Genomic DNA, 21,044 nt, shown 5'->3' with positions numbered 1-21,044 from the left:
TCGAAAGAGGGAAGAAACCATGGCTGAACTTACCAGAAGGAACTTTTTGCTCGGCGCAGGCGCTGCAGGTGCGGCACTTGCAATGGGTGCTGCAACAACCAGAGCCTATGCTGCTGGAAAGAAAACCGACGAAAAGGCCGATTATGCGAACCAAGTGTCCGAAGAGCTTTCCTGCGATGTGCTTATCATCGGAGGCGGGCTGTCGGGCACGTGCGCTGCCGTACAAGCGGGCGAGAACGGCGATAGCGTCCTGTTGATCGAAGGGCAATCCGCGTTGGGCGGCAACGGCACTGGCGTCGAATGCACGAACGCCTACGGCCTCCATCCCAATTCGTCGGAAACGACGCTCGGCGAAATGGTTGCCTTTGAAACCAAATCGCAGGCGTATACCATCAACCCGCTGCTCGTTCACGACATGGTCGGCCATGCTGCCGAAAACGTACAGTGGCTCATCGATCACGGTGTCGAATACGAGGCTATTGAGGATCTTGACCCCGCGTATCTCGAAATGTACAAAGCGGGACGCTACCGTGCCGAATTCAGCTTCGACTACGTGTACAAGGGTGGAGCCGCCGGAGTCGGGTACTTTCCGGCTATGAAGAAGAAGCTGCGCGAGTACGGCGTAAACTTGCGGCTCAATACGCGCGGACGCGAGCTTATCTTAGATGAGTCGGGCAACGTCGTCGGTGCATACGCCACCGATACGTACGGCGATACCATCAAAATCAACGCGAAAGCCGTTATCATCGCGACGGGCGGGTTCGGCGAAGACGAAGAGCGCATGGGCAAGTACGGCGTCGATCTGAGCGACATTCGCATCATCGGAACGCCCGGCCACTATGGCGACGGCGTGACCATGGCAATCAACGCAGGCGGCATCGAACACGGGGCATCGGCTTTCGGTATGACCAACATCATCGGTTCGGCTGGCCCGTGGGGTCCCATTTGGGACAAACTGTGCTGGGGCGGCCCGAGCTTGTGGGTGAACATCCACGGCGAGCGTTTCTCCGACGAGGCGTGCTCGGCGTATACGCACAACATGGAATTGCAGAACGTGCCCGTACGCTTGAACGGTGGCACCTGCTGGACCATCATGGATGCGAAGATCCTCGAAACCATGCTCGACGGCGACGAAGAAGCCGCCCAGCTGTGGGACGAGATGATCGAGAAAGGCGACGACGCTTACAAGGCCGATACGATCGAAGAGCTTGTGGACATCATGGGTGTCGACAAGGATCTGTTCCTCGAAAACGTGAAGACGTACAACGAGCATGCGGCCAAGGGCGATGATGGCGATTACGGCAAAGATCCTCAGTACCTGATGGAAATTTCCACGCCTCCCTTCTACTGCGGTCTCATTCGCGGAGCGCTCGAGGGCCTGTACTCCGGCGGCGTGAAAACCGACCGTCAGTTCCGGGTAATGAAGCCAGGCCGCGACCAGGCCTTCGATAACCTGTTCGCCATCGGCGCCGACGGCGGTATGCTCTACAACCACGTCTACGGCCTCGACATCAACGGCTCGATGAGCTGCCACGGCATCAACAGCGCTCGCACGGCGGCGAATACGGCTCACGAGTTTATAAGCGGGAAGTAAGCAAGAGCCACAAGCTGCGTGATGGACGCGCCTCCGAGTTGAATGCTCGGAGGCGCTTTTTGGTGGGAAGCAAGCATGGTGAGAAACCGAACAAATGTTTCACGTGAAACATTGGCGTTCCATGCGGCTGGCGCACGAGGGCCAGAACGTGATTTTGCGATATTGGGAATCAGTTTGCTGCCGCGACACGGCAAGTGATGTCTGCTATACTGCCACCTCGTGCCGCTCGCTCGGTCGCGGAATTCCGCGCCGCATGCGCTTCGGCACCCGCGTTTGCATCGATGGGCCCTGCACTCGCGGTTTATTCGTTGCCCATAGCCCGCGGCTTGAGCCGTGAGGAAAAAAGGAGCATACCGTGAGAAACAAAAGGACGTCATACGTCGCCCAGGCGGGCATGATCGCAGCAGTGTACGCAGCTGCAACCCTCATCACCATGTTCTTACTGCAAGGCCTTGCGTGGGGGCCTGTGCAATTCCGCATTTCGGAGGCGGTTACCGTGCTCGCGGTGCTCACGCCAGCAGCAGTTCCCGGCCTCACCATCGGCTGCATCATCGCGAACCTCGTCTCGCTCGCCATCAACGGAACCGGTGCGCTCGGACTCCTCGACGTGGTGTTCGGCAGCTTGGCCACGTGCGTTGGGGCGCTGTGGTGTTGGAAATTCCGGAGCCGTCCGAAGATCGCGCTATTGGGTCCCGTGCTCGCTAACGCGCTTATCGTTCCCGCATACTTGCCGATCCTGCTTCAGGGGCTCGGGTTCTACACGATTCCCTTCACCGACGTTAGCCTCGACGGGGCGTATCTTCCCATGTATCTGTTCGGCGTGCTCGCTACGGGAATCGGCCAAGCGCTTGTGATCTACGTGCTGGGGCTCCCGCTTCTCACAGCGCTCAAGCGTTTCGGCGTTGTCGATAAACCGCAGCCGAAGAGCGTGTGATCTCTCGATGGCGTCCGCCGCGCTTCCGCTGCCTGTTCTGCCGTAGGTTGAACCCGACTGCTATTTCGATGGAATGGCGAGAAGAGACCTGTAAAACGGCTACAATATCGGCGTATATCCATCGTTATAAGGAAACGAATGAACCCGGTTATCGTCATACCGACCTATATATCGGCGCGCCGCAGGAAAGAAGGCGGCAACATTCTCTCAACGTACGACCATACAACTCCGCTCACGCAGCCCGGTGAACTGGGGAGATGCCTCGAGTCTTTGCAGAAGGTGCAAGGTCTTGGGCAAATCGTCATCCTCGTAGTCAGCGAACCCTCGATCGAGAATCAGGCAGCGGAGAAGGTGCAGGCCATCGCATCGCAGTTCCCGAGCCTCAACATCGTGGTGGTGGGCGCCCCCGAGCACGCTTTGATCCAGCAGCGCATGGAGCAGCTCGGCCTCGGCCGTCTCACCAAGGAGATCGGGCTTTCGGGCTACGGAGCGGTGCGCAACCTCGGGCTCGTCGTGGCAAATACGCTCGGGTTCGATTCGGTCGTGTTCGTCGACGACGACGAGATCGTCGAGGATCCCGGATTTCTCCAGAAGGCCATGTACGGCATCGGCAAGCTCACGAAGAAGGGCATTCCGATTCTCGCCAAGACGGGCTTCTATTTCAACTCGGAGGGCACCTACCTCTCAAAAAGCATGGACAAGTGGTACAACCATTTCTGGCAACAGGGCAAAGCGTTCAACAAATGGATTTCGAAGGCCATGAAGGGTCCGCGTCTTTCCCGTTCGAATCACGTATGCGGCGGCTGCTTGGCGCTTCACAAGGAGGCGTTCAAGCGCGTGAGTTTCGATCCGTGGATTCCGCGCGGTGAAGACCTCGATTATCTGCTCGGTTTGCGCATGTACGGCTCCGATATCTGGTTCGACAACCAGTGGAATCTCGTGCATCTGCCCCCCGAGACGCCAAGCGAAGGAACGCGCTTTCGCCAGGATATCTTCCGCTGGCTCTACGAATACCGCAAGATGGAATATAGCCGCACGCAGATCGATCTCATGCAGGTGAAACCCTCTTCGCTCGAACCGTATCCCGGTCCGTTCCTCGAGCCGGGCATCATGAGCCGCATCCGCACCACGGCGTTTCTGCGCAGCCTCGCGCGCCCCGACAAGAAGGCGTACCGCAAGGCGGCGAAGGCTGCAGCGGGCGAGGCAACTACGTACGCGCAGCGCAACTGCTCGAAATACTTCGAGTTCCAGTTTGTCTGGCCCGAGCTCATGGCGCGCATCGAAAACGACAAGATCCTGCACACGGCGCTTCTGCAGTCGGCCGCAAACCGTCAAGCTGCGGGGGCTGAACGTCCTGGCCAACAGCGTCCGCACGCGGCGGGCATGCAGCCGGCCAACGTTGCCGCTGCTGGCATCGATCCGGGTTCGACCACCGAGATTCGCCTGAACATAGCCGATTAGGAGCACAGCGTGGTTCGCTTGTGAGTTCCCTGGCACGATCATGCTGGGAATCGACATACGCCCGTCCGGGAGCTGATATGCAGGATCGCCATCGGGTGCCGCGTGGGGGCGCGTCGATCTTGGCTCAACAGCGAAAGCTCTGCCAGATGCGCGTTTTTCCGCCTTTGTGTTGCGGAATCGGGCCCCTGAGCCGCCCCGGAGGTTCGCCGTCGCCGCTTCCCGTTGGCGAGTGATTGGATGCGGAGCTGTGAACAGGGGATTCGTTCAGGCTGGCAGGAGCGGCCCCGAGCACGCGAGCTTTGAGCGCAACACAAAGAGGAAAACTGTGCAGAACGGGCCGTCTCCGCTGTTAGTTCAATAATGACCTGGCCCCGCAGAGCACCCGACAATCCGGCGCATCGGCCGTCCGGGAGCCGTAGCCGCGCGGCTGCGGAACGGGCCGAATTTGGCAACTTTTCACCGATTTCGGAACCCTGCGCGCGAGCGGCGCGGTGTTCGTCTGACGTTCGCCCGCCGCCCGGGAACCCCGCCTTTCCGACCTGGGGGTTCGCGTTGCGGTATTCCGCCCACAAGATTGTGGGTGCTCATGCACCCCGCCGACATTCCGAAATCGGTGGGAAGTTGCCAGAAATGCCGCGGGGCCCGATGGCGAATCGGGGCATCGATGCTCCGAGCGAGCGTGCCGATTCTGGTTTTAACAGCGGTACATGGCCGTCGCTTTGTTCGTGGGCGGTACCCGTCCGAAAACGTGTTGGTTACGGTCGGGAAAAGCGAGGCGGGTGCGTGCCACAATCGAACAGGATTGCTCTTGACTCTTGCGCCGCAGGTTCAACAAGGGTCGTGCGATAATGGGAGCAGCGGTAACTCTGAAAGAAGCGATCGATCGATGGATATTTTCGTAGCGTACATAGCGCCGGTACTTGTGGGCATCGGCATCGGTATCTTGTCGGGCATGCTCGGTATAGGCGGAGGAACGGTGCTCGTGCCGGTGTTTCGGCTTGCGTTCGATATGAGCGCTATCATGTCGACGGCAACTTCGCTGTTCACCATAATTCCCACGTCGATTTCCGGAGCCATATCGCATGTAAGGGCGAAGACCTGTATCGTCTCGCTTGGCGTTGCGGCAGGCATCGGGGGTGCGTGCACATCTCCTCTTGGCGTGTGGCTCGCGACGATCTCGCCCGGATGGGCGATCATGGCCGTTGCTGCGCTGATCATCGGATATTCTGCCGTGAGCATGCTGCGGAAGGCCATCATGATGAAGCCTGCCCCTGGCAACGCGAGCGCGGAAGGTGCGGCACCCGGCAACGCGAACTCGGTTGGCACGGTCGCACGGGCGGCCGACGCGACAGCGAAAAGCGGCTCGTCCTCGGAGGGAAGCACCCAGGTGGTTGCGCCAACAGCCGATGCCCCCGTCAAGCTTACGCGCAGGCAGTTGGCCATCGGGGTCGGGATCGGCCTTATTGCGGGTCTCGCTTCGGGGTACGTCGGCGTGGGTGGCGGGTTCATCATGGTACCGCTCATGCTTTCGCTCATCGGGATTCCCATGAAGCAGGCATCGGGCACATCGCTCATCGCAGTGATGCTGCTCGCTATTCCCGGCGTTATCGAGCAGGGGATGCTGGGCAATATCGACTACATGGCGGGCATCCTTGTGGCAATCGGCTCTATTCCCGGCGCGGTTATCGGAGCGCGGCTCGTTCGCAAAGTGCCGGAGCGTATACTGAGGTTCATATTCGGTGGCTTCCTTATCATTGCGGCGATTCTGCTTGTGCTCAACGAAACGGGCGTCATCGCGTAAACTATGCGATAAAGCCATCCGGCTGCGACGTTTGGAGGAGATGCTCCCATGGCCAATGAACCCGAGAGCGAAAAGACCCGGCAATCAACGCTGCCCCGTTTCTTTACGCTCGAGATGCTCATGTTCACGTTCGCGGTGCTTTCGGGCTTCGCGCTCGTCTGGTCCATCGTCATGCCGAACAAGAACATCGGCGTCATGGTGGTGGCGGGCATTGTGTTCACGTTCTCGCTCGTGGTGGTCATTCGCCTGCTCATGGATCCCGACAACGTGCGCGCTCGTCAGTCCGACGCGATGCTCAAGCTCGCCAGTCAAACGCTTGCGTGCATGAAGGAGGGGCTCAACCGCTCGTCTGCGCAAAAGGTTTGCCATCTGCTGCTTCCTTCTACCGCTGCCATTGCGGTGGCTATCACCGATAAGGACCAGATTCTCGGCTACGCCGGCGTGGAAGAGGATCGTAATCCTGCCGGCAGCGAAATCCGCACGCACGCGACGCACGCGACCCTGCAAGATGGCAAGATGCGCATCCTCCTTTCTACCGAAGACATCGGTTTTCCCACGGAAACCACCATCAAAGCGGCCATAATCGTGCCGCTTGCCATAGGCGGCCATGTGGAGGGCACCCTCAAGTTCTACTACCGTCGCTCGCGCAATATCAGCGAAACGCAGAAGTCGATCGCCGAAGGTTTCGGCAAGCTGCTTTCGACCCAGATGGCGGCCGCGGCGCTCGAGCAGCAGACCAAGCTTGCGACAAGCATGGAGCTCAAAGCGCTGCAAAGCCAGATCAACCCTCACTTTTTGTTCAATACGATCAATACGATCGCCTCGCTTATCCGCACGAACCCCGAAAAAGCACGTATCCTCTTGCGCGAGTTTGCGGTGTTCTACCGTCGTACGCTCGAGGATTCGGCCGAGCTCATCCTGTTCGCACGCGAGCTCGAGCAGACGCTTCGGTACTTCTCGTTCGAGGTAGCGCGCTTTGGGGAGGATCGCGTATCGATCGACGTCGATGTCGAGCCTGAGGTTGAAGACATGATGGTGCCGCCGTTTCTTATCCAACCGCTCGTGGAGAACGCCGTTCGCCATGCTATGCCGTCGGAGGGCATGCTCGAGATCGAAGTGAGCGGCGTGCGCGAAGGCGACGACGTGTACGTGCGGGTCAAGGACAACGGGGTGGGCATGACCGAGGAGGCGCGGCAGAACATCCTGCATCCGCACTCGTCGAAAGGCCTCGGCATCGCCGTCAAGAACGTGAATGACCGCATACGCGGATACTTCGGCCCGGGAACGCGTATGGAAATCGAAAGCGAGCTCGGGGAAGGCACGGTAGTCACCCTCGTCCTCAAAAACGGCGCACTTCGCGATTTTCCGACTATCGAAGAAACCCAGTAGCCGCAACCGAAACCGGGAACCGACTTTCCCCGTCGGTTTCTTATGAAATCCTAGAAAATCACTACCATTTCCAACAAAAAATATGAAAGTACTTGCATTTTTTTAATAATATAGGTAATTTATTAATTAACCTTTACCCGTCGGTGATCCGGAAAGGAATAAAACATGGTATCGAAAGCGGCGAATCGCATAGCCGTTGTGCTTGCAGCATGCCTTGCGCTGGGGGGGGCAGCATTTTTTTGCCCTCTTCCGCTTACGCGGAACATGATGTAGGTACCGACGCACGTGCGAGCGCATCATCCTTGGCGGGTTCCCGCCTTTCCCTTGAGCAGCAAAACGATCTGCTCGCTCCTATCGATCTTGGTTCGATGTCGGGCGGCATCGAAATCGAAACTCCCGGCTGGGAGGAAGTTGAAGTCGGCGTAGGGTTCTCAGAGGCAGCCGGTATGCAACCAGCCGAAGCCTCCTCGTACATTGCTCCGCTCGCTGCGGTTCAGGTTGCATCCGAGGCGCAACTGCAGGCGGCCCTTTCAGCGCAAGAGCCTGAGATCGAGGTTACGGCAGACTTCCCCATCACCTCCACGAATACCGTACAAGCAAACTACGACGTCCTGATCTTCAGCGATGAGGCCAGTCCTGCCGTGCTTTCGCGCGGCAGTTCGTTTCTCAGCGAATTTTTCTACGTGACGGACGGCGGTAAGCTCACGCTTCAAAACATCACGCTCGACGGCGGCGGCACTGCTGTAGCGGGAGTCACGGGTTCGCTTGTCGAGGCGAACGATCGCGGGACGATCGCACTGAACACGGGAGCGACTTTGCGCAACAACGTGAAGACCGTCGGTAACGGCGGCGGGCTCAACGCGATCGTCGATTCGACGGTGTACATCAATGAAGGTGCGGTTATCGAAGACAACAAAGCAACGTACAACGATGTATCGAACGGCATCGGTGGCGGCGTGTATGTTTCGAGAACGTGGCCCGAGGGGGACACCTCGAAGCTGTACATGAGCGGCGGTACCATCCAGAGAAACGAGTGCCCGAACGGCGGCGGCGGACTTGCGCTGGGCTCGTATACGGGCGAAGTCCATATGACCGGTGGTGACATCGTCTACAACGCGGTAACGCCCGATTACCTTGGCGGAGGCGTCGTTACGAACGGTCTGTTTGCCTTCGCTGGAGGATCCATCTCCCATAACACTGGTACTCGCGGCGGGGGCGGCGTGTACATCAGCGACGGCGAGTTCACCATGACCGATGGAACCATCTCCGAAAACATCGCAACTTCGGGCGCGGGCTGGGGCGGTGGCATCTGGCAGGGTGCGGCAGGTTATACCCAGATTCTCGGCGGATCCATCTCGGGGAACGAATCGCGCTACGGCGGTGCGATCTATCATGAATACTACGCTCCCTATCGAGCGAAAACAGGCATCGTCGTTTCCGGCGATGCGGTCATCAGCGACAACAAGGCATCGGTGACAGGCGGTGGCATTGCCGTTGTCATGCCCGATGCAAGTCCCACGAACAAGCGCGTGATCGAGCTTTCCGGCAATGCAATCGTAACTGGAAACTCAGGCGACAACGTCGGCGGCGTCGTTGTGCAGGCGATGAATGCGAACCACAACGCCGACATTACGTTCGGCGGCAACGTCGAAGTGTCGGGGAATGCAGCGGCGAAGCAGGGCGGCGGCATGTACCTCTGCGGCATCGATGCGGAAATCACCGACACGTTCACGGTTTCGGGCAACACTGCCGTCTATGGCGGCGGTATCCGGTTAATGCCTGCGAGCGCGACGCTTTCCACCTCGCTCGCGCTCAAAGACAGCGTATCGGTCTCAGGGAACGAAGCGGAGCTTGGGGGAGGCGTCTGCCTTTCGAGCAACGTCTCGCTCGCTGCTTCGGATACCGTTTCGATCAACGGCAACACCGGCGATTTGGGTGCTGGCGTGTTCCTGCTCGGCAGCGAAGCAACGGTGGGTGGATCGGCAACCATCGACAACAACAGCGCGAGCCTGGTCGGCGGAAGCACCGAGAACAACGCAGCAGGCGGTATATATCTGGCCGAAAACTCGGATGGCGATGCTGCTGTTGCGAACCTCACCGGATCGGCAACCGTTACCAACAACACCGCCGTCAAAGAGACGGGCGGCATCATCGTCGACGAAGGCGGCACGCTCAACGTGTCTGGCTCCGTACAGGTGAGCGGCAACGCGCTTGCAGGCGGCTCTTCCGGAATCGCCGTGTATACGGGAGCCGAGCTCAACGTGTGGGGAACCCCGCGGATCGGGACCTCGGACGCCGACAACGGCGCGTACCTGGGTTCGGGCACGCACGCAGCCGTGCCCGCCGGAGAGAACCTGCTCGCCGGCGCGCGCGTGAACTTCGAGGGCCTCGAGGACGGCGCCGCGGCGGGATCGCTCGTCGCCAAGCGCGCCGACGGGTCCGAGGCCGCCGCGGACGAGGCGGCCCTCATGGCCTACACGCCCGGCGGCTTCGACGTCGTCCGCAGCGCGTCGGACGTCTCCGAGTACGTGCTCGAAGAGGCCGCTCCCCCCGTTCCCGCCAAGTCGCTCTCGATCGCGCGCCTCTACGGCGCCGACCGTTTCGAGACCTCGGCGAAGGTGTCGTCGTACGGGCGCGACGTCGCGCAGGCCCAGACGGTGATCGTGGCCTCGGGCGCCGACCGCAACTTCCCCGACGCGCTCTCGGCGAGCGCCCTGTCGGGCGCGAACGGCAACGCCCCGATCGTGCTCACCGACCCGGCGGCGCTTCCCCCGACACCCGGCGGGTGCTTTCGCAGGCGGCCTCGGCCTCGAAGGTGTACATCATCGGCGACCGGTACGCGGTGTCCGGCGCCGTCGAGGCGGAGATCGCGTCGGCGCTTCCCGGTGCGAGCATCGTGCGCCTCGGCGGCGAGGCGCGCCAGGAGACCGCAGAGCTCGTGTTCGCGGAGCTCGGGGCCTCGGCGTCCAAGACCGCCATCCTCGCGCGCTCGATGAACTTCCCCGACTCGCTGTCGGTCTCCCCGTGGGCGGCGCACACGAAAAGCCCCATCTTCCTGACGGGCTTCGACGAGAAGTCGCTCACCCAGGGCACTCTCGACGCGCTCGCCGCGGGCGGGTTTGAGCGCCTCTTGGTGCTCGGCGACGAGTACTCGGTGCCGCCGTCGGTCGCGAGCCAGGCGCGCTCGGCGGCGGGCCTTCCCCTGAACGCCGTGGTGCGCCTCGCGGGCGACGAGCGCGTGGCGACCTCGCTCGCGATAGCCGAGTGGGCAACCGACCCCGCGCGAGGCGCGGAGGCCCTTTCCCTGGACAACGTCGCCATCGCCCGCGCCGACAGGCATCCCGATGCGCTTTCGGGCGGGGCGCTCCAGGGCATGCACGGCGCCGCCGTCCTGCTCACGTGGCCGGACGAGGTGCACGACGGCGTGGCCTCGATGCTGTCGGGGGCTTCGGACTCCATCTCGGAGATCCGCTTCCTCGGCGACGAGTACTCGGTGTCGGTTCCGCTCATGCGCGCCTACGTGGGGGCGATCCAGTTCGACCAGCACGACTGGAAGCCCGACGACTCGGTGGCGTTCGACCTGTAACCATGCAAACCGTTCGCCCGAACAACGATTCGGGCGAACGGATCGACGGCATCCAGGTGGATGCCAGTAACCCTACGACGATTGGAGCCCGCAATGGAAGAACTGCTCGCTCTGAAAGCCGACATCGACGCAATGCTCAGAGCAAAATACGGCCCTTTGACGGGAAGAGAATACCTCGTGCTATTGGCCGTTGCCGCTCGCAAAGGGCACGCAACGCTTACGGATATAGCGCGTGCGAACCGCTGTTCCACGCAGGCAACGAAAGCGTTTGTCGAGCGGCTCGAGGCACGCGGCTACCTCGTAGTGTCTGAGCCCGATATCGGCGACAAGCGAACGATCGACATAGCGCTGACCGAAGCAGGCGAGCGCGTTGTCAAAAGCTGTCCCCTCGACACCGGGCAAGAAGAGCACGGTGTCGAAGTACCGGCGCAGGCGCAGGAAGCAGTGTCCTCGGCCGTACATTTTTTCCACGAATGGGGCTCGGTGGACGAATCCGAACATCGCACGTTCGAGTATTTCTGAAAGGATACCTATGGCAAAAGTCAATCTGGAATAAGGGAGTAGCTTACGAACGCGGGTAGAGCCGCTCGTGCAAACGAAGCGGGCGGCTCTACCCCATCAGAAAGGATGACTATGGAAACAACACGACCGAGAAACGCGCTTGCGTTTTTCATCGCGGCGCTCCTTGCGTTGTCGCTCGTACCTTTTGGGGCGGCGGCATATGCGGAGCCGGGTGGCGAAGACGGTTCTGCCACCGATCCTGCCGCAAACGAAGATGTTCTGCTGCCTGAAGGCGGCGACGATGCGTCCCCCGAGACGCCCAGCGAGGCGGACCAACTCCCAGCGGCGCCAAGCGCTCCGCTCGCGGCTTCGGAAGAATTCGGAACGCGTGCACTCGCCGATGCGACCGTGACGAGTTTCACCGAATTGCAGGCTGCCATTTCCGCCATCACCTCTGACGCGGATCCCAAAGGCACGATCATCATTGCAAACGATTTCTCGTTCGACAGCATGATCGAAATCAACCAGCCCTGCGAGATTCTCATTCAAGGTGGCAACAACACGCTGACTGCCGCTGCAAGCCGTCATTTTCAGATTTCAGGGGGTGCGAAAGTCACCGTCGAGGATGCGATATTCGACGGGGCAAGCACCGCAGGCGGCATCAACATCATCAACAAGGGTGAGCTTGCGATCGAACGCACGACGTTGCAGAACTGCAGCGCTCCTTCTGGTCAAGGCGGCGGCGCGATGCGCACCTACGGCAACACTGCAGCGAATGCCGTGAAGCTGACCATTTCCGACAACTGCGTGTTCAAGGACAACGTAGCGAATGCTCTGAACCCCCACAATGCAGGAGCGCTCGAGCTTAGCCGGAACACGACGTTTACCATGGAGGACTCTTCCTTCGAGGGCAATGCGGCCCGCGGCACGGGGGGAGCCGTGTACGCCATCGGCGGATCGACAACCCAACAGGTCGATGCGACCTTCACCAACGTGACGTTCCATGATAACGAAAGCATTGAATCGCAAGGTGGCGGCATTGCCATCAAGGATTATGCGACGGTGGTCTTCGATACGTGCACGTTCACCGAGAACAAGGCGTATTCGAGCGGCGGCGGTCTGTTCACCGACCGCTATTGCGATATCACCATCACCGATTGCGAATTTCTCAGAAACAGTGCGAGCGGCTCTACGTATGCCGCTGCGGGAGGCCTCGGCGTTGCTCTGTACGACAATCCGGCAACTTCTTTCACTATGACGGGCACGCTCGTTGACGGTAATACCTCATCGCGAAATGCTGGTGGGATGTCGTTCAATACGTTTACCCAGTACGAGATATCCGATTGCACCATTACGAATAACTCGGCAGCGCAGCAAGGCGGCGGTGTGTATGTGGGAAGCGCCGTATCCGGCACAGAGCCTACCTCGTTGACGCTTACCGATTGCACCGTGAGCGACAACACGGCACTGGTCGGAGGCGGCTTGTTCGGCGGTAGCTATACCAACAGCTCGCAGGTGGAGTACTTCTCGGAGATCAAGCTTCAAGGTACAACGGTTTCCGATAACGTTGCCACGCAGGATGGCGGCGGCGTGTACATGGAAAAAGAACGGTATGCCTACCTGCATGCCGATGCAGCTACCACGTTCTCCGGCAACACGGCGGCTACGCTGCATGATCTCACCGATCCTGCGCTCATCGCAACGCATGCTGCCAATATCCTCACGGCTACCCGTTCGACGACGCATGTGAACTTTGCGTACAACAACTACGATGTGAACCAGGTGGTCGGACCGCAAATCGTGCTGACAACGATCGAGTACAAGGCGAACGGCGGCACTGGAGCCGACTTCTCAGAAACCGTACTCGCCTCTTCAACGTACAACGCGAAGACCGCTGCCGATGTTGGATTCAGCAAGGGCACCGACGAGTTCCTCTATTGGACCACGACGTCCAACCCCGAAGACCCGGCTGCCGTGCGCTATAACGCGGGCGAAGCGGTTGCGCTTCCGAGCGACGGCTCGACGGTGACGCTGCACGCGCAGTGGAAAGCGCCCGTTCCCGCCAAGTCGCTCTCGATCGCACGCCTTTTTGGGGCCGACCGGTACAGCACCTCGAAGCAGGTAGCAACTTACGAACGCGATGTGACGACTGAGCCTGTGCTGATCGTGGCCTCGGGTGCCGATCGCAACTTCCCCGATGCGCTTTCGGCGAGCTCGCTGTCGGGCGTGAACGGCAACGCTCCGATCCTTCTTACCGAGCCAACCGCGCTTTCCGCCGATACGCGTGCCGTGATTGCGGCGGCAACGTCGGTGACGAAGGTATACATCCTCGGCGATCAGTATGCGGTGTCCGATGCTGTTGAAGCAGAGATCGCATCGCTCGCTTCCGGAGCGCACATCGTGCGCATCGGCGGTGAAGGACGTCAGCAGACGGCCGAGCTCGTGTATTCCGAACTCGGAAGCTCTGCCTCGAAAACGGCAATCATCGCGCGCTCGATGAACTTCCCCGATTCGCTTTCGATATCGTCGTGGGCGGCCCTTACAGCGAGCCCCATCTTCCTGAGCGATTTCACCGAGCAGGGTTTGATGCAAAGCACGGTTGACGCGCTAGTCTCGGGTGGATTCGAACGGATTCTCGTGCTTGGAGATCAGTATTCGGTTCCTGATGCGGTGGTGAACCAGGCGCTTGCAGCAACGGGGCTCGATGCTTCCAAGGCGGTTCGTCTTGGCGGCGACGACCGTGTTGAAACCTCCCTCGAAATCGCCGAATGGACAACTGATGCAGCGCGCGGTGCTACCGAGCAGCTTTCCTTCGACAATCTGGCCGTAGCGCGTGCCGAAAAGCATGCCGACGCTCTTGCGGGCGGCGCGCTTCAGGGCAAGCACGGCTCGGTCGTTCTGCTCACGTGGCCCGAAGAGGTGCACCCAAGCGTGGTTTCTGCGATAACGGGTGCTTCGAGCGACATTTCCGAGATCCGTTTCTTCGGCGACGAGTACTCGGTGTCGGTTCCGCTCATGCGCGCCTACGTGGGGGCGATCCAGTTCGACCAACACACCTGGAAGCCCGACAACTCGGTGGCGTTCGACTTGAACTAGCCGACTGTTGGCATACAGAGCTCGATCGGACGCGCTCTTCGGGGCGCGTCCTTTTTGGTGCACCGAGCATGCGCACGCTTCTAATAGGTGAAAATCCCTAGCGGGCGGCATGGAAACCGGGTGCCGTCGAAAAAGCAAGTGACGCGAAAACCGTTCACGGGTATCCTGAGTAGAGAACGAAAGTGCCGCCGGATCCCGCATCGAAGCATATGCGTGTGCGAACCGTGCCTTGCCCAAACAAAGCCGAGCTGTAAGGAGCTGCCATGAAAGAGTTGAGCGACGAGAAAACCCTGTTCGCCTTTGCCCAAGGGTTGGAACCTGCAATGACGGTCGAATCAGGCGAAACCGTGCGTATTCGCACGAAAGACTGCTTCGGCAACCAGGTGCGCAGCGCCGACGATGTGCTCGACGAAATCGACTGGGACGCCATCAATCCTGCTACGGGACCGATTTTCGTAGAAGGAGCTCAGTCGGGCGGCGTGCTTAAGGTGGAGATTCTCGACATTGAGCTCGACGATCAAACGGCATCGTGCACCGGCAAGGAAGAAGGTGTGTGCGGCGATTTGTTCGGGGGATGGAGCACGCATCTGTGCGCCATCGACGGCGATTCGCTCGTATGGAACGAATCGCTGTTGATCCCGCTCAACCCCATGATCGGTGTGATCGGTGTAGCACCTGCAGGCGATCCCGTGAATTGCGGTACGCCCGGATCGCACGGCGGCAACATGGACAACAAGGCCATCACTACAGGGGCCACGCTGTACTTTCCCGTTGCCGCCGAAGGGGCCCTGTTCGGGTGCGGCGATATGCACGCGGCTATGGGCGATGGCGAGATCAGCGTGTCGGGAGCCGAAGTGGCGGGGGGGGCAACGGTGCGTCTGACCGCGCTGCCCGAGATGCACGTCGAAAACCCCCTCATCGAAAACGAGACCCACATAGGCGTGATCGCCTCGGCTGAAACGCTCGACGAAGCTGCAACCATCGCCGTACACGACATGGTGAAATTGGTAAGCGATGCCACGGGGGCTGGCGAAGACGAGCTCGTCATGCTGTTTTCGTTGGTGGCCGATGTGCAGGTATGCCAGATGGTCGATCCCGAAAAGACAGTGCGTTTCATGGTGCCGAAATACGCGCTCGACGCGTACGGGTTCGCTTTGTAGACACCCGGTAGCTCAAGCACGCTCGCATAAGCCGGGCGCCTGCCGAGCAATCCGCCGGTCGGACGCACCGTGGCTTAGCGCTCGCCGAGTGCCCTTCCCAGGGTCTCGGCGCTTTCGTCGGTGAATCCTTCGGCATAGGCACTCGGCACCACGACAGCACCTTTCGACTCCTTGATGCCTTCGTTCAAAAGGTGCATCTGCCGCAGCTTGAAAGCGATCTCGTCGTCGCGGTAGATATCGCTTGCGTTGTGCAGCATTGCGGCGATATCCTCTTCGACTTCCGCGAGCATCACGCGGGCGTCTTTCTCTCGCTCGGCGCGGGCTTCTGCCGACATGGCTTCCTGCAACTCCTTCGGAATGACGATGTCGCGGATTTCTACGAACAGGATCGAAACGCCCCAAATGCTCGTCTTGTCTTCGATGGAGGCTTTGAGCTCTTCGTCGAGCTGGATGCGGTGGATGGCCACGTCGGTCACGTTTTTGCGGCCGATCGCATCGCGTAGGGCAGCTTGCGCCGCAAGCGCCACTGAATCGTAGTAGTCTTCAACTTCCATGCAGGCTTTTTCGGCATCCCAGACCATCCAGAATACCGCAGCATCTACGTTGACGGGCACAAGGTCGGCCGTAAGCGTTTCTTCGGCACTAAACCCCGTGAGCATGACGCGCTGATCGGCTCGAAGCGCGATGTGCTCCATGAAGGGGATGGTCCAGTACAATCCCGGGCCGACCGTCCGGTTGTACTTGCCGAACCGCAGGATAACGACCTTCTCCCATTGAGGTGCTATGCGTATGGTGAACACGGCTAGCACCGCTACCGCAAGGGCGAGCGTTATGACCCAGATGGTGATGGTGCCGATTGCGAAGAAGCCGACGGCGGCAATAGCAAGCGCAACGGCGACGAACAGGAAAGCGGAGAAGATGATGCCCGCGTTCTCGTCGGTGTGGCGCGTTTTCGGCGAGTTGTAGTTCTCTATCTGCAAAGGCTCTTGGCGTTCGACGCGGCGCGAACCCATCGGCGCGGCGCTTCTCTGCTTGCTACCTCTCATCGGTGTACTCCATTCTTTCCTCTTGGGCGGCGGCGGTCTTGTCCGCCATATCCTGCGCTATATCGTAGAATCGCGTCATGATGTCATCGTAGGTGAGCCCGAGCGCCCGGTACTGGCGGATGCAATCTTCCATCTGCACGTCGACGGCAACCTCGGCCGGTTCGGCTTCGCCCGGAATGTTCTTCTGCACGTACATGCCGCGGCCTCGCACGGAAACGATGAGGTTCTCAAGTTCGAGATCGCGGTAGGCTTTCGTGACCGTGTTGTAGTTGATCTTGGCGTCCGCTGCAAGGCTTCGCACGCTCGGCAGCTGTTCGCCGGGTTTGAAATGCCCAGTACGGATGAGGTAGGCGAACCGATTGCGAAGCTGCACCCAAATGGGCAGGTCGGACGTTTCGTCTACTACGAAAAGACTCGTTTGTTTCTCGGCGGTCAAAACCACAGGCTCCTTTCCCGCTGCGTTCTGTCGTTGAACGGAATCATCAGTGTGCCCCGCAGAGAACGACGCAGTAACGCAGGCAAAAACTGCCGATAAGGCAGATGACATCGGACACGGGAATGGTGCGGCATTCCTTGTGCAACAGCGAGTTCACTTCGAGGAGAAACGGTATGACGATGCCCATGCCCACGACGCCCACTAAGGCGGTCGAGAGCATGGCGGGTTCGGTGAGAAGCGCGACGGAACCTGCGGCGGCCGGTTTTTGCAGCACGGCAAGAACGAAGATCGCAAGTGAGACGCCTTCGAGCACGAGGCACGCCACATGGGCTTTTTGCAAAGGGCGCGCCGCGCGGAGCAGAAGCGTTTGCCCTTGGATGAAGTAGTCGATGAGCAATACGACCGATACGCCCGATGAAAGCGCCGAGAAGAAGAACAGCGCCACGAGCGACCACTCGTTCCAGAAGGGAACGGCAGCCTGGTTGGCCAAGAGCACGCCGGTATATCCCATGACCGCAACCGAGCAAACGGCGCAGAGCGCTTCGAGCACGCGCTTGATGCGCCCGTCGATGAAGGGGATTTTGAAAACGTTCGCAAGTGCCAGCAGCAATCCGAGGATCGCTTCGATGGCAAGCGCGTAGCCTCCGAACGTCAAGGGCGTCGGGCGGGGGCGAAGGAAAAGCAGCAGCGCGCGATCAGGGTATTGCAGGTCGAATACCAAACACGCCATCGAAACCGCCAGTATGATGAAGCTGATGGTGTATACACGGCCCTTAAGCGCTTTGAACGCCGAACGCAAGCGCACGTGATGGCGCTCGGCGCTATCGGAAACGTAGAACCCGATGCTCCAAACGGACATGACCAAAAACGTCCCGGCAGCTGCTCCGCCAAGGAACAGGTACGCGATGATCAGCGGTCCGAAGAAAGACGTTTCCATGAGGTGCTTGCGTGCGCTCCTGTTCCGTGAGGCTTCTTGTGCGAGGACGTGCCGAAGCAGGCAACGCCTTCCGAGAGTCCTGTTCGCATTTGTACGGTCTGCTGCTCAAAAGCGGGACCGATGGGGCAGATCGGGTAAACCCAACACCTCCATTATCCTTCATTTCACACGAAAGTGGAATACCCATTGACTGAATTGGTGAATCGGTATAATATGACACTAAGTCGGGTAGGCAGATGCAATCACACGTACCTGCAGGCGTGTGGATTTGCACCTGTATCCAAACCCGCTACTATGGAATTAAGGCAAAGGGGGATATATGTCTTTACTGGATGGTAGTATCCGTCGTCGCGACTTCTTGAAAGGCAGTGCCGCAGCAACCGCGGCGGTTGCTGCCATGGGTCTTATGGGTTGTGCGCCGAACGGCGGCAGTGGCGAAGGCTCGAAACAATCGGACGGCAACGGGATGAACCCGCATGTCGTGGAATCCGATACGGCTATTTTGGAAGAGAACGGTGAATGGGTTACGGTCGATTGCTGGGGTAATTGCGGTGGCCGCTGCATAAACAGAGTATTCGTGAGCGACGGGGTCGTACTTAGGCAAAAAACCCATGATGATTTCGAGGATAGCGTCGAGACGCCTCAGCAGCGTTCCTGTCCGCGTGGCCATCAAATTCGTCAGCATGTGTTCAACGTCAACCGCGTAAAATACCCGATGAAGCGCAAAAGCTGGCAACCGGGCGGCGGCGAAAATGCTCACGGAGAATTGCGCGGCGAAGAAGGATGGGTGCGCATTTCATGGGACGAAGCGCTCGACTATGTTGCGCAGGAGCTCAAACGGGTGTACGACGAGTACGGTCCTCGCTCGGTAGTATGCATGGGTACGGATTGGCCTGTGCTCAATCTGCTGGGTGGTCGCCTGCAATGGAACGGTACCGAGTCATACGGAAACTGGTATAACGCTCCCATCAGGATGGGGGGCAACATCGGCGGAGGTTTGCCCGATTGCATGCTCAGCAACGATCGACTTGACCTTCAGAATGCCGACACCATCGTGTTTTACGGAATGAATCCCACGTGGCACAGCGCGGGCAATCCCATGTACTACTATCGACTAGCGAAGGAAGCAGGAACCGAGTTCGTATACGTTGGCCCCGAATACAACGTGTCGGCAGGTGTGTTGGAGGCACGATGGATTCGGGTGCGCCCTGGGACGGATACCGCGTTTCTTTTGGCGGTAGCTTATGAGATGATCAGGCTCGATGGCGAATCTGGTGACATCATCGATTGGGACTTTCTTCATACGTATGCCGTAGGGTTTGATGCTGAAAGCATGCCCGAAGAAGCTGAGCTGGACGAGAATTTCCAAGCATACGTTCTCGGCGAATATGACGGTACTCCGAAAACGCCTGAGTGGGCTGCTGAGATATGCGGCACGCCGCTGGAGGACATCACGTGGTATGCGCAGGAGATGCAAAAGTCAAAAAACGTGATGCTGCTTCATAACTATGCTCCCTCACGGTATCGGGGGAGCATCGATCTGCCCCAGCTATTCCTTACGATTGCCTGCATGGGTGGCCACTTGGGCCGTTCAGGCAATGCCGTGGCAGCGACGTTTTCTATCGAATCTGCGAACAGCGGCACGAAGCTGGTGAAGCTTGGCGATCCGGCCGTCGGGGGAGTTAAAATCGGAGCTGGTGTAACCAGTGTCGTTGTGGCAAAGAACACACTCGAATACTCCCAGCTTCCAAAACCCACGATTTGGAAGGATATGGACGAGGGTCACTACACGTGTTATGGAGATTACCGCAACGGCTCGCCCGATAACGGATGGGTCAAAGAAGATGGGTTCTTGCCGTCGAAGGAATTCGATTTCGATCCCAAGATTATCGTCAACGACTATCATAATCCGCTTCAGGCAACCGAGGACATCAACCGTGGCATCAAAGTTTTCAAGAAGATGGACATGGTTGTCAACATCGAGTATCGCTACACTTTGACCAGCCAATACTCCGATATTCTTCTGCCGTGTTTTACCGCATGGGAAGGAAATCTCGATCCCGATCAGGGAGATCTTCAAGTAGCAACAAATGGGATCATGCGGCTGTCTCGTGCCCAATGCAATCGCGATTATGCGCTCTTTCCTCGGCCTGCAGTGCAGCCTCTGTTTGAAACAATGAACGAAAGCTGGATATACATCGAGCTCGCCAAACGACTTGGCTTTGAGGCTTCTGACGTCTACGGCGTAAGCGATATGCAGGCCTATTTCAACAAGATCGCCGGTGCTCAGGTTATGGACGAAGACGGTACAACGTACAAGACGCTTGTTACCATCGAACAAGAAGATATCGATGCATGGGGTGTTGAGGGTGAACCTCAGCAGGGTGAGATATCCTTGAAAGAGCTTCTGAAGCAAGGGTACTATCAAGTACCGCGAACGGCCGATGACAACCATAGCTTCTTCGGGTATAAAGACTTCATTGACGATCCTGAAGAAAATCCACGGTCGAGTGCGAGCGGGAAACTCGAAATCTACTGCCAGAGTAAAGCGGACGCCATAAACTGGCTCGGATTCGGCCCCGAGCAGCTCAAGCCGTATCCGACGTACCACACCACAACGTACGAAGACAGCTTTGCTGATTGGGAGGCACGGGAAAAGGGCACGCATCCCTTCATCATGTACCAACCTCACTATCTACGTCGAGCTCACACCTGCTTCGATGAGGGTGCCTGGATTCGGGAAGCATGGCCGAACCCCCTGTTCATCAGTGTTGAAGACGCAAAGGAAAAGGGCATCGCGACAGGCGATACCGTGCTTGTGCACAACGACGCTGGCAAGATGCTGAGAATCGCATCGGTCACCAACACGCTTATGCCCGGATGCGTTGCCGCGCCCCATGGTCCGCGTAGCTACATCGATCTTGAAACAGGTATCGATCTTGGTGGAAACGAGAACATGCTCGTCGACCATAAGACTCAGGATGAGTTTTTCCCGCAATGCGATGCGTACAACAGCTGTCTCGTCGATTTTGAAAAATACGACGGTGAACCGCTTGCTTTAGACTGCATGTTTGAGCCCGCTCTTTGGATAGAGGAGGAGTAA

General features: G+C 58.9%; 14 protein-coding genes. 11 read left to right on the top strand and 3 right to left on the bottom strand.

Annotation, left to right across the window (positions count from 1 at the left end):
• Positions 1-19 precede the first annotated feature (19 nt).
• The 10 genes from FJE54_RS03240 to FJE54_RS03195 all read left to right on the top strand — a co-directional run bounded on the left by FJE54_RS03240 (position 20) and on the right by FJE54_RS03195 (position 15,522).
• Entirely contained in the window at positions 20-1,594 is a 1,575-nt protein-coding gene (locus tag FJE54_RS03240; RefSeq protein WP_180326530.1) for an FAD-dependent oxidoreductase, read from the top strand.
• 355 nt (positions 1,595-1,949) lie between these two features.
• Entirely contained in the window at positions 1,950-2,528 is a 579-nt protein-coding gene (locus FJE54_RS03235; protein ID WP_255467194.1) for a QueT transporter family protein, read from the top strand.
• A 138-nt stretch (positions 2,529-2,666) separates the two neighbouring features.
• Positions 2,667-3,989: a glycosyltransferase family 2 protein gene (locus FJE54_RS03230; protein WP_139651313.1), complete on the top strand. Its 1,323-nt coding sequence runs from the start codon at positions 2,667-2,669 to the stop codon at positions 3,987-3,989.
• A gap of 886 nt (positions 3,990-4,875) precedes the next feature.
• A complete protein-coding gene (locus tag FJE54_RS03225) occupies positions 4,876-5,790 on the top strand; it encodes a sulfite exporter TauE/SafE family protein (RefSeq protein ID WP_139651312.1) in 915 nt (304 codons plus the stop codon).
• A 48-nt stretch (positions 5,791-5,838) separates the two neighbouring features.
• A complete protein-coding gene (locus FJE54_RS03220; protein ID WP_139651311.1) occupies positions 5,839-7,179 on the top strand; it encodes a sensor histidine kinase in 1,341 nt (446 codons plus the stop codon).
• A gap of 302 nt (positions 7,180-7,481) precedes the next feature.
• Entirely contained in the window at positions 7,482-10,175 is a 2,694-nt protein-coding gene (locus FJE54_RS03215) for a cell wall-binding repeat-containing protein (protein WP_139651310.1), read from the top strand.
• Entirely contained in the window at positions 10,118-10,765 is a 648-nt protein-coding gene (locus FJE54_RS03210) for a cell wall-binding repeat-containing protein (RefSeq protein WP_180326529.1), read from the top strand. The genes FJE54_RS03215 and FJE54_RS03210 overlap by 58 nt, the downstream gene beginning before the upstream one ends.
• Before the next feature lie 93 nt (positions 10,766-10,858).
• Complete coding sequence (locus FJE54_RS03205) at positions 10,859-11,287, top strand: MarR family winged helix-turn-helix transcriptional regulator (RefSeq protein ID WP_180326528.1); 429 nt, start codon at positions 10,859-10,861, stop codon at positions 11,285-11,287.
• Between the two features lie 111 nt (positions 11,288-11,398).
• The gene (locus tag FJE54_RS03200; protein WP_180326527.1) at positions 11,399-14,362 is read left to right on the top strand and encodes a cell wall-binding repeat-containing protein; all 2,964 of its coding nucleotides are present in this window, start codon (positions 11,399-11,401) and stop codon (positions 14,360-14,362) included.
• 263 nt (positions 14,363-14,625) lie between these two features.
• Positions 14,626-15,522 carry an acetamidase/formamidase family protein gene (locus FJE54_RS03195; RefSeq protein ID WP_139651306.1) on the top strand — a complete coding sequence of 299 codons (897 nt, stop codon included), beginning with the start codon at positions 14,626-14,628 and terminating at the stop codon, positions 15,520-15,522.
• A 74-nt stretch (positions 15,523-15,596) separates the two neighbouring features.
• Here FJE54_RS03195 and FJE54_RS03190 read toward each other — a convergent pair whose 3' ends face one another.
• The 3 genes from FJE54_RS03190 to nrfD are packed head-to-tail and all read right to left on the bottom strand — an operon-like array spanning position 15,597 to position 17,941.
• Positions 15,597-16,568: an SPFH domain-containing protein gene (locus FJE54_RS03190; protein ID WP_255467193.1), complete on the bottom strand. Its 972-nt coding sequence runs from the start codon at positions 16,566-16,568 to the stop codon at positions 15,597-15,599.
• Entirely contained in the window at positions 16,558-17,004 is a 447-nt protein-coding gene (locus FJE54_RS03185; RefSeq protein ID WP_255467192.1) for a GntR family transcriptional regulator, read from the bottom strand. Before FJE54_RS03185 ends, FJE54_RS03190 begins: the two co-directional genes overlap by 11 nt.
• Before the next feature lie 46 nt (positions 17,005-17,050).
• Entirely contained in the window at positions 17,051-17,941 is an 891-nt protein-coding gene (gene nrfD / locus FJE54_RS03180; protein WP_139651304.1) for an NrfD/PsrC family molybdoenzyme membrane anchor subunit, read from the bottom strand.
• A gap of 319 nt (positions 17,942-18,260) precedes the next feature.
• Between nrfD and FJE54_RS03175 the strand changes: the two genes are divergently transcribed.
• Positions 18,261-21,044: a molybdopterin-dependent oxidoreductase gene (locus FJE54_RS03175; RefSeq protein ID WP_139651303.1), complete on the top strand. Its 2,784-nt coding sequence runs from the start codon at positions 18,261-18,263 to the stop codon at positions 21,042-21,044.

Source organism: Raoultibacter phocaeensis (genome assembly GCF_901411515.1).
In the GTDB taxonomy this organism is placed as follows: Bacteria; Actinomycetota; Coriobacteriia; order Coriobacteriales; family Eggerthellaceae; genus Raoultibacter; species Raoultibacter phocaeensis.
This window is presented reverse-complemented; position numbering and strand designations above follow the sequence as displayed.

Bases quoted from the DNA above. Each gene is read 5' to 3' on its own strand.
- FJE54_RS03200 (WP_180326527.1), top strand. From the start codon at position 11,399: ATGGAAACAACACGACCGAGAAACGCGCTTGCGTTTTTCATCGCGGCG.
- FJE54_RS03190 (WP_255467193.1), bottom strand. From the start codon at position 16,568: ATGAGAGGTAGCAAGCAGAGAAGCGCCGCGCCGATGGGTTCGCGCCGC.
- FJE54_RS03175 (WP_139651303.1), top strand. From the start codon at position 18,261: ATGTCTTTACTGGATGGTAGTATCCGTCGTCGCGACTTCTTGAAAGGC.
- FJE54_RS03225 (WP_139651312.1), top strand. From the start codon at position 4,876: ATGGATATTTTCGTAGCGTACATAGCGCCGGTACTTGTGGGCATCGGC.
- FJE54_RS03230 (WP_139651313.1), top strand. From the start codon at position 2,667: ATGAACCCGGTTATCGTCATACCGACCTATATATCGGCGCGCCGCAGG.
- FJE54_RS03220 (WP_139651311.1), top strand. From the start codon at position 5,839: ATGGCCAATGAACCCGAGAGCGAAAAGACCCGGCAATCAACGCTGCCC.
- nrfD (WP_139651304.1), bottom strand. From the start codon at position 17,941: ATGGAAACGTCTTTCTTCGGACCGCTGATCATCGCGTACCTGTTCCTT.
- FJE54_RS03195 (WP_139651306.1), top strand. From the start codon at position 14,626: ATGAAAGAGTTGAGCGACGAGAAAACCCTGTTCGCCTTTGCCCAAGGG.
- FJE54_RS03205 (WP_180326528.1), top strand. From the start codon at position 10,859: ATGGAAGAACTGCTCGCTCTGAAAGCCGACATCGACGCAATGCTCAGA.
- FJE54_RS03240 (WP_180326530.1), top strand. From the start codon at position 20: ATGGCTGAACTTACCAGAAGGAACTTTTTGCTCGGCGCAGGCGCTGCA.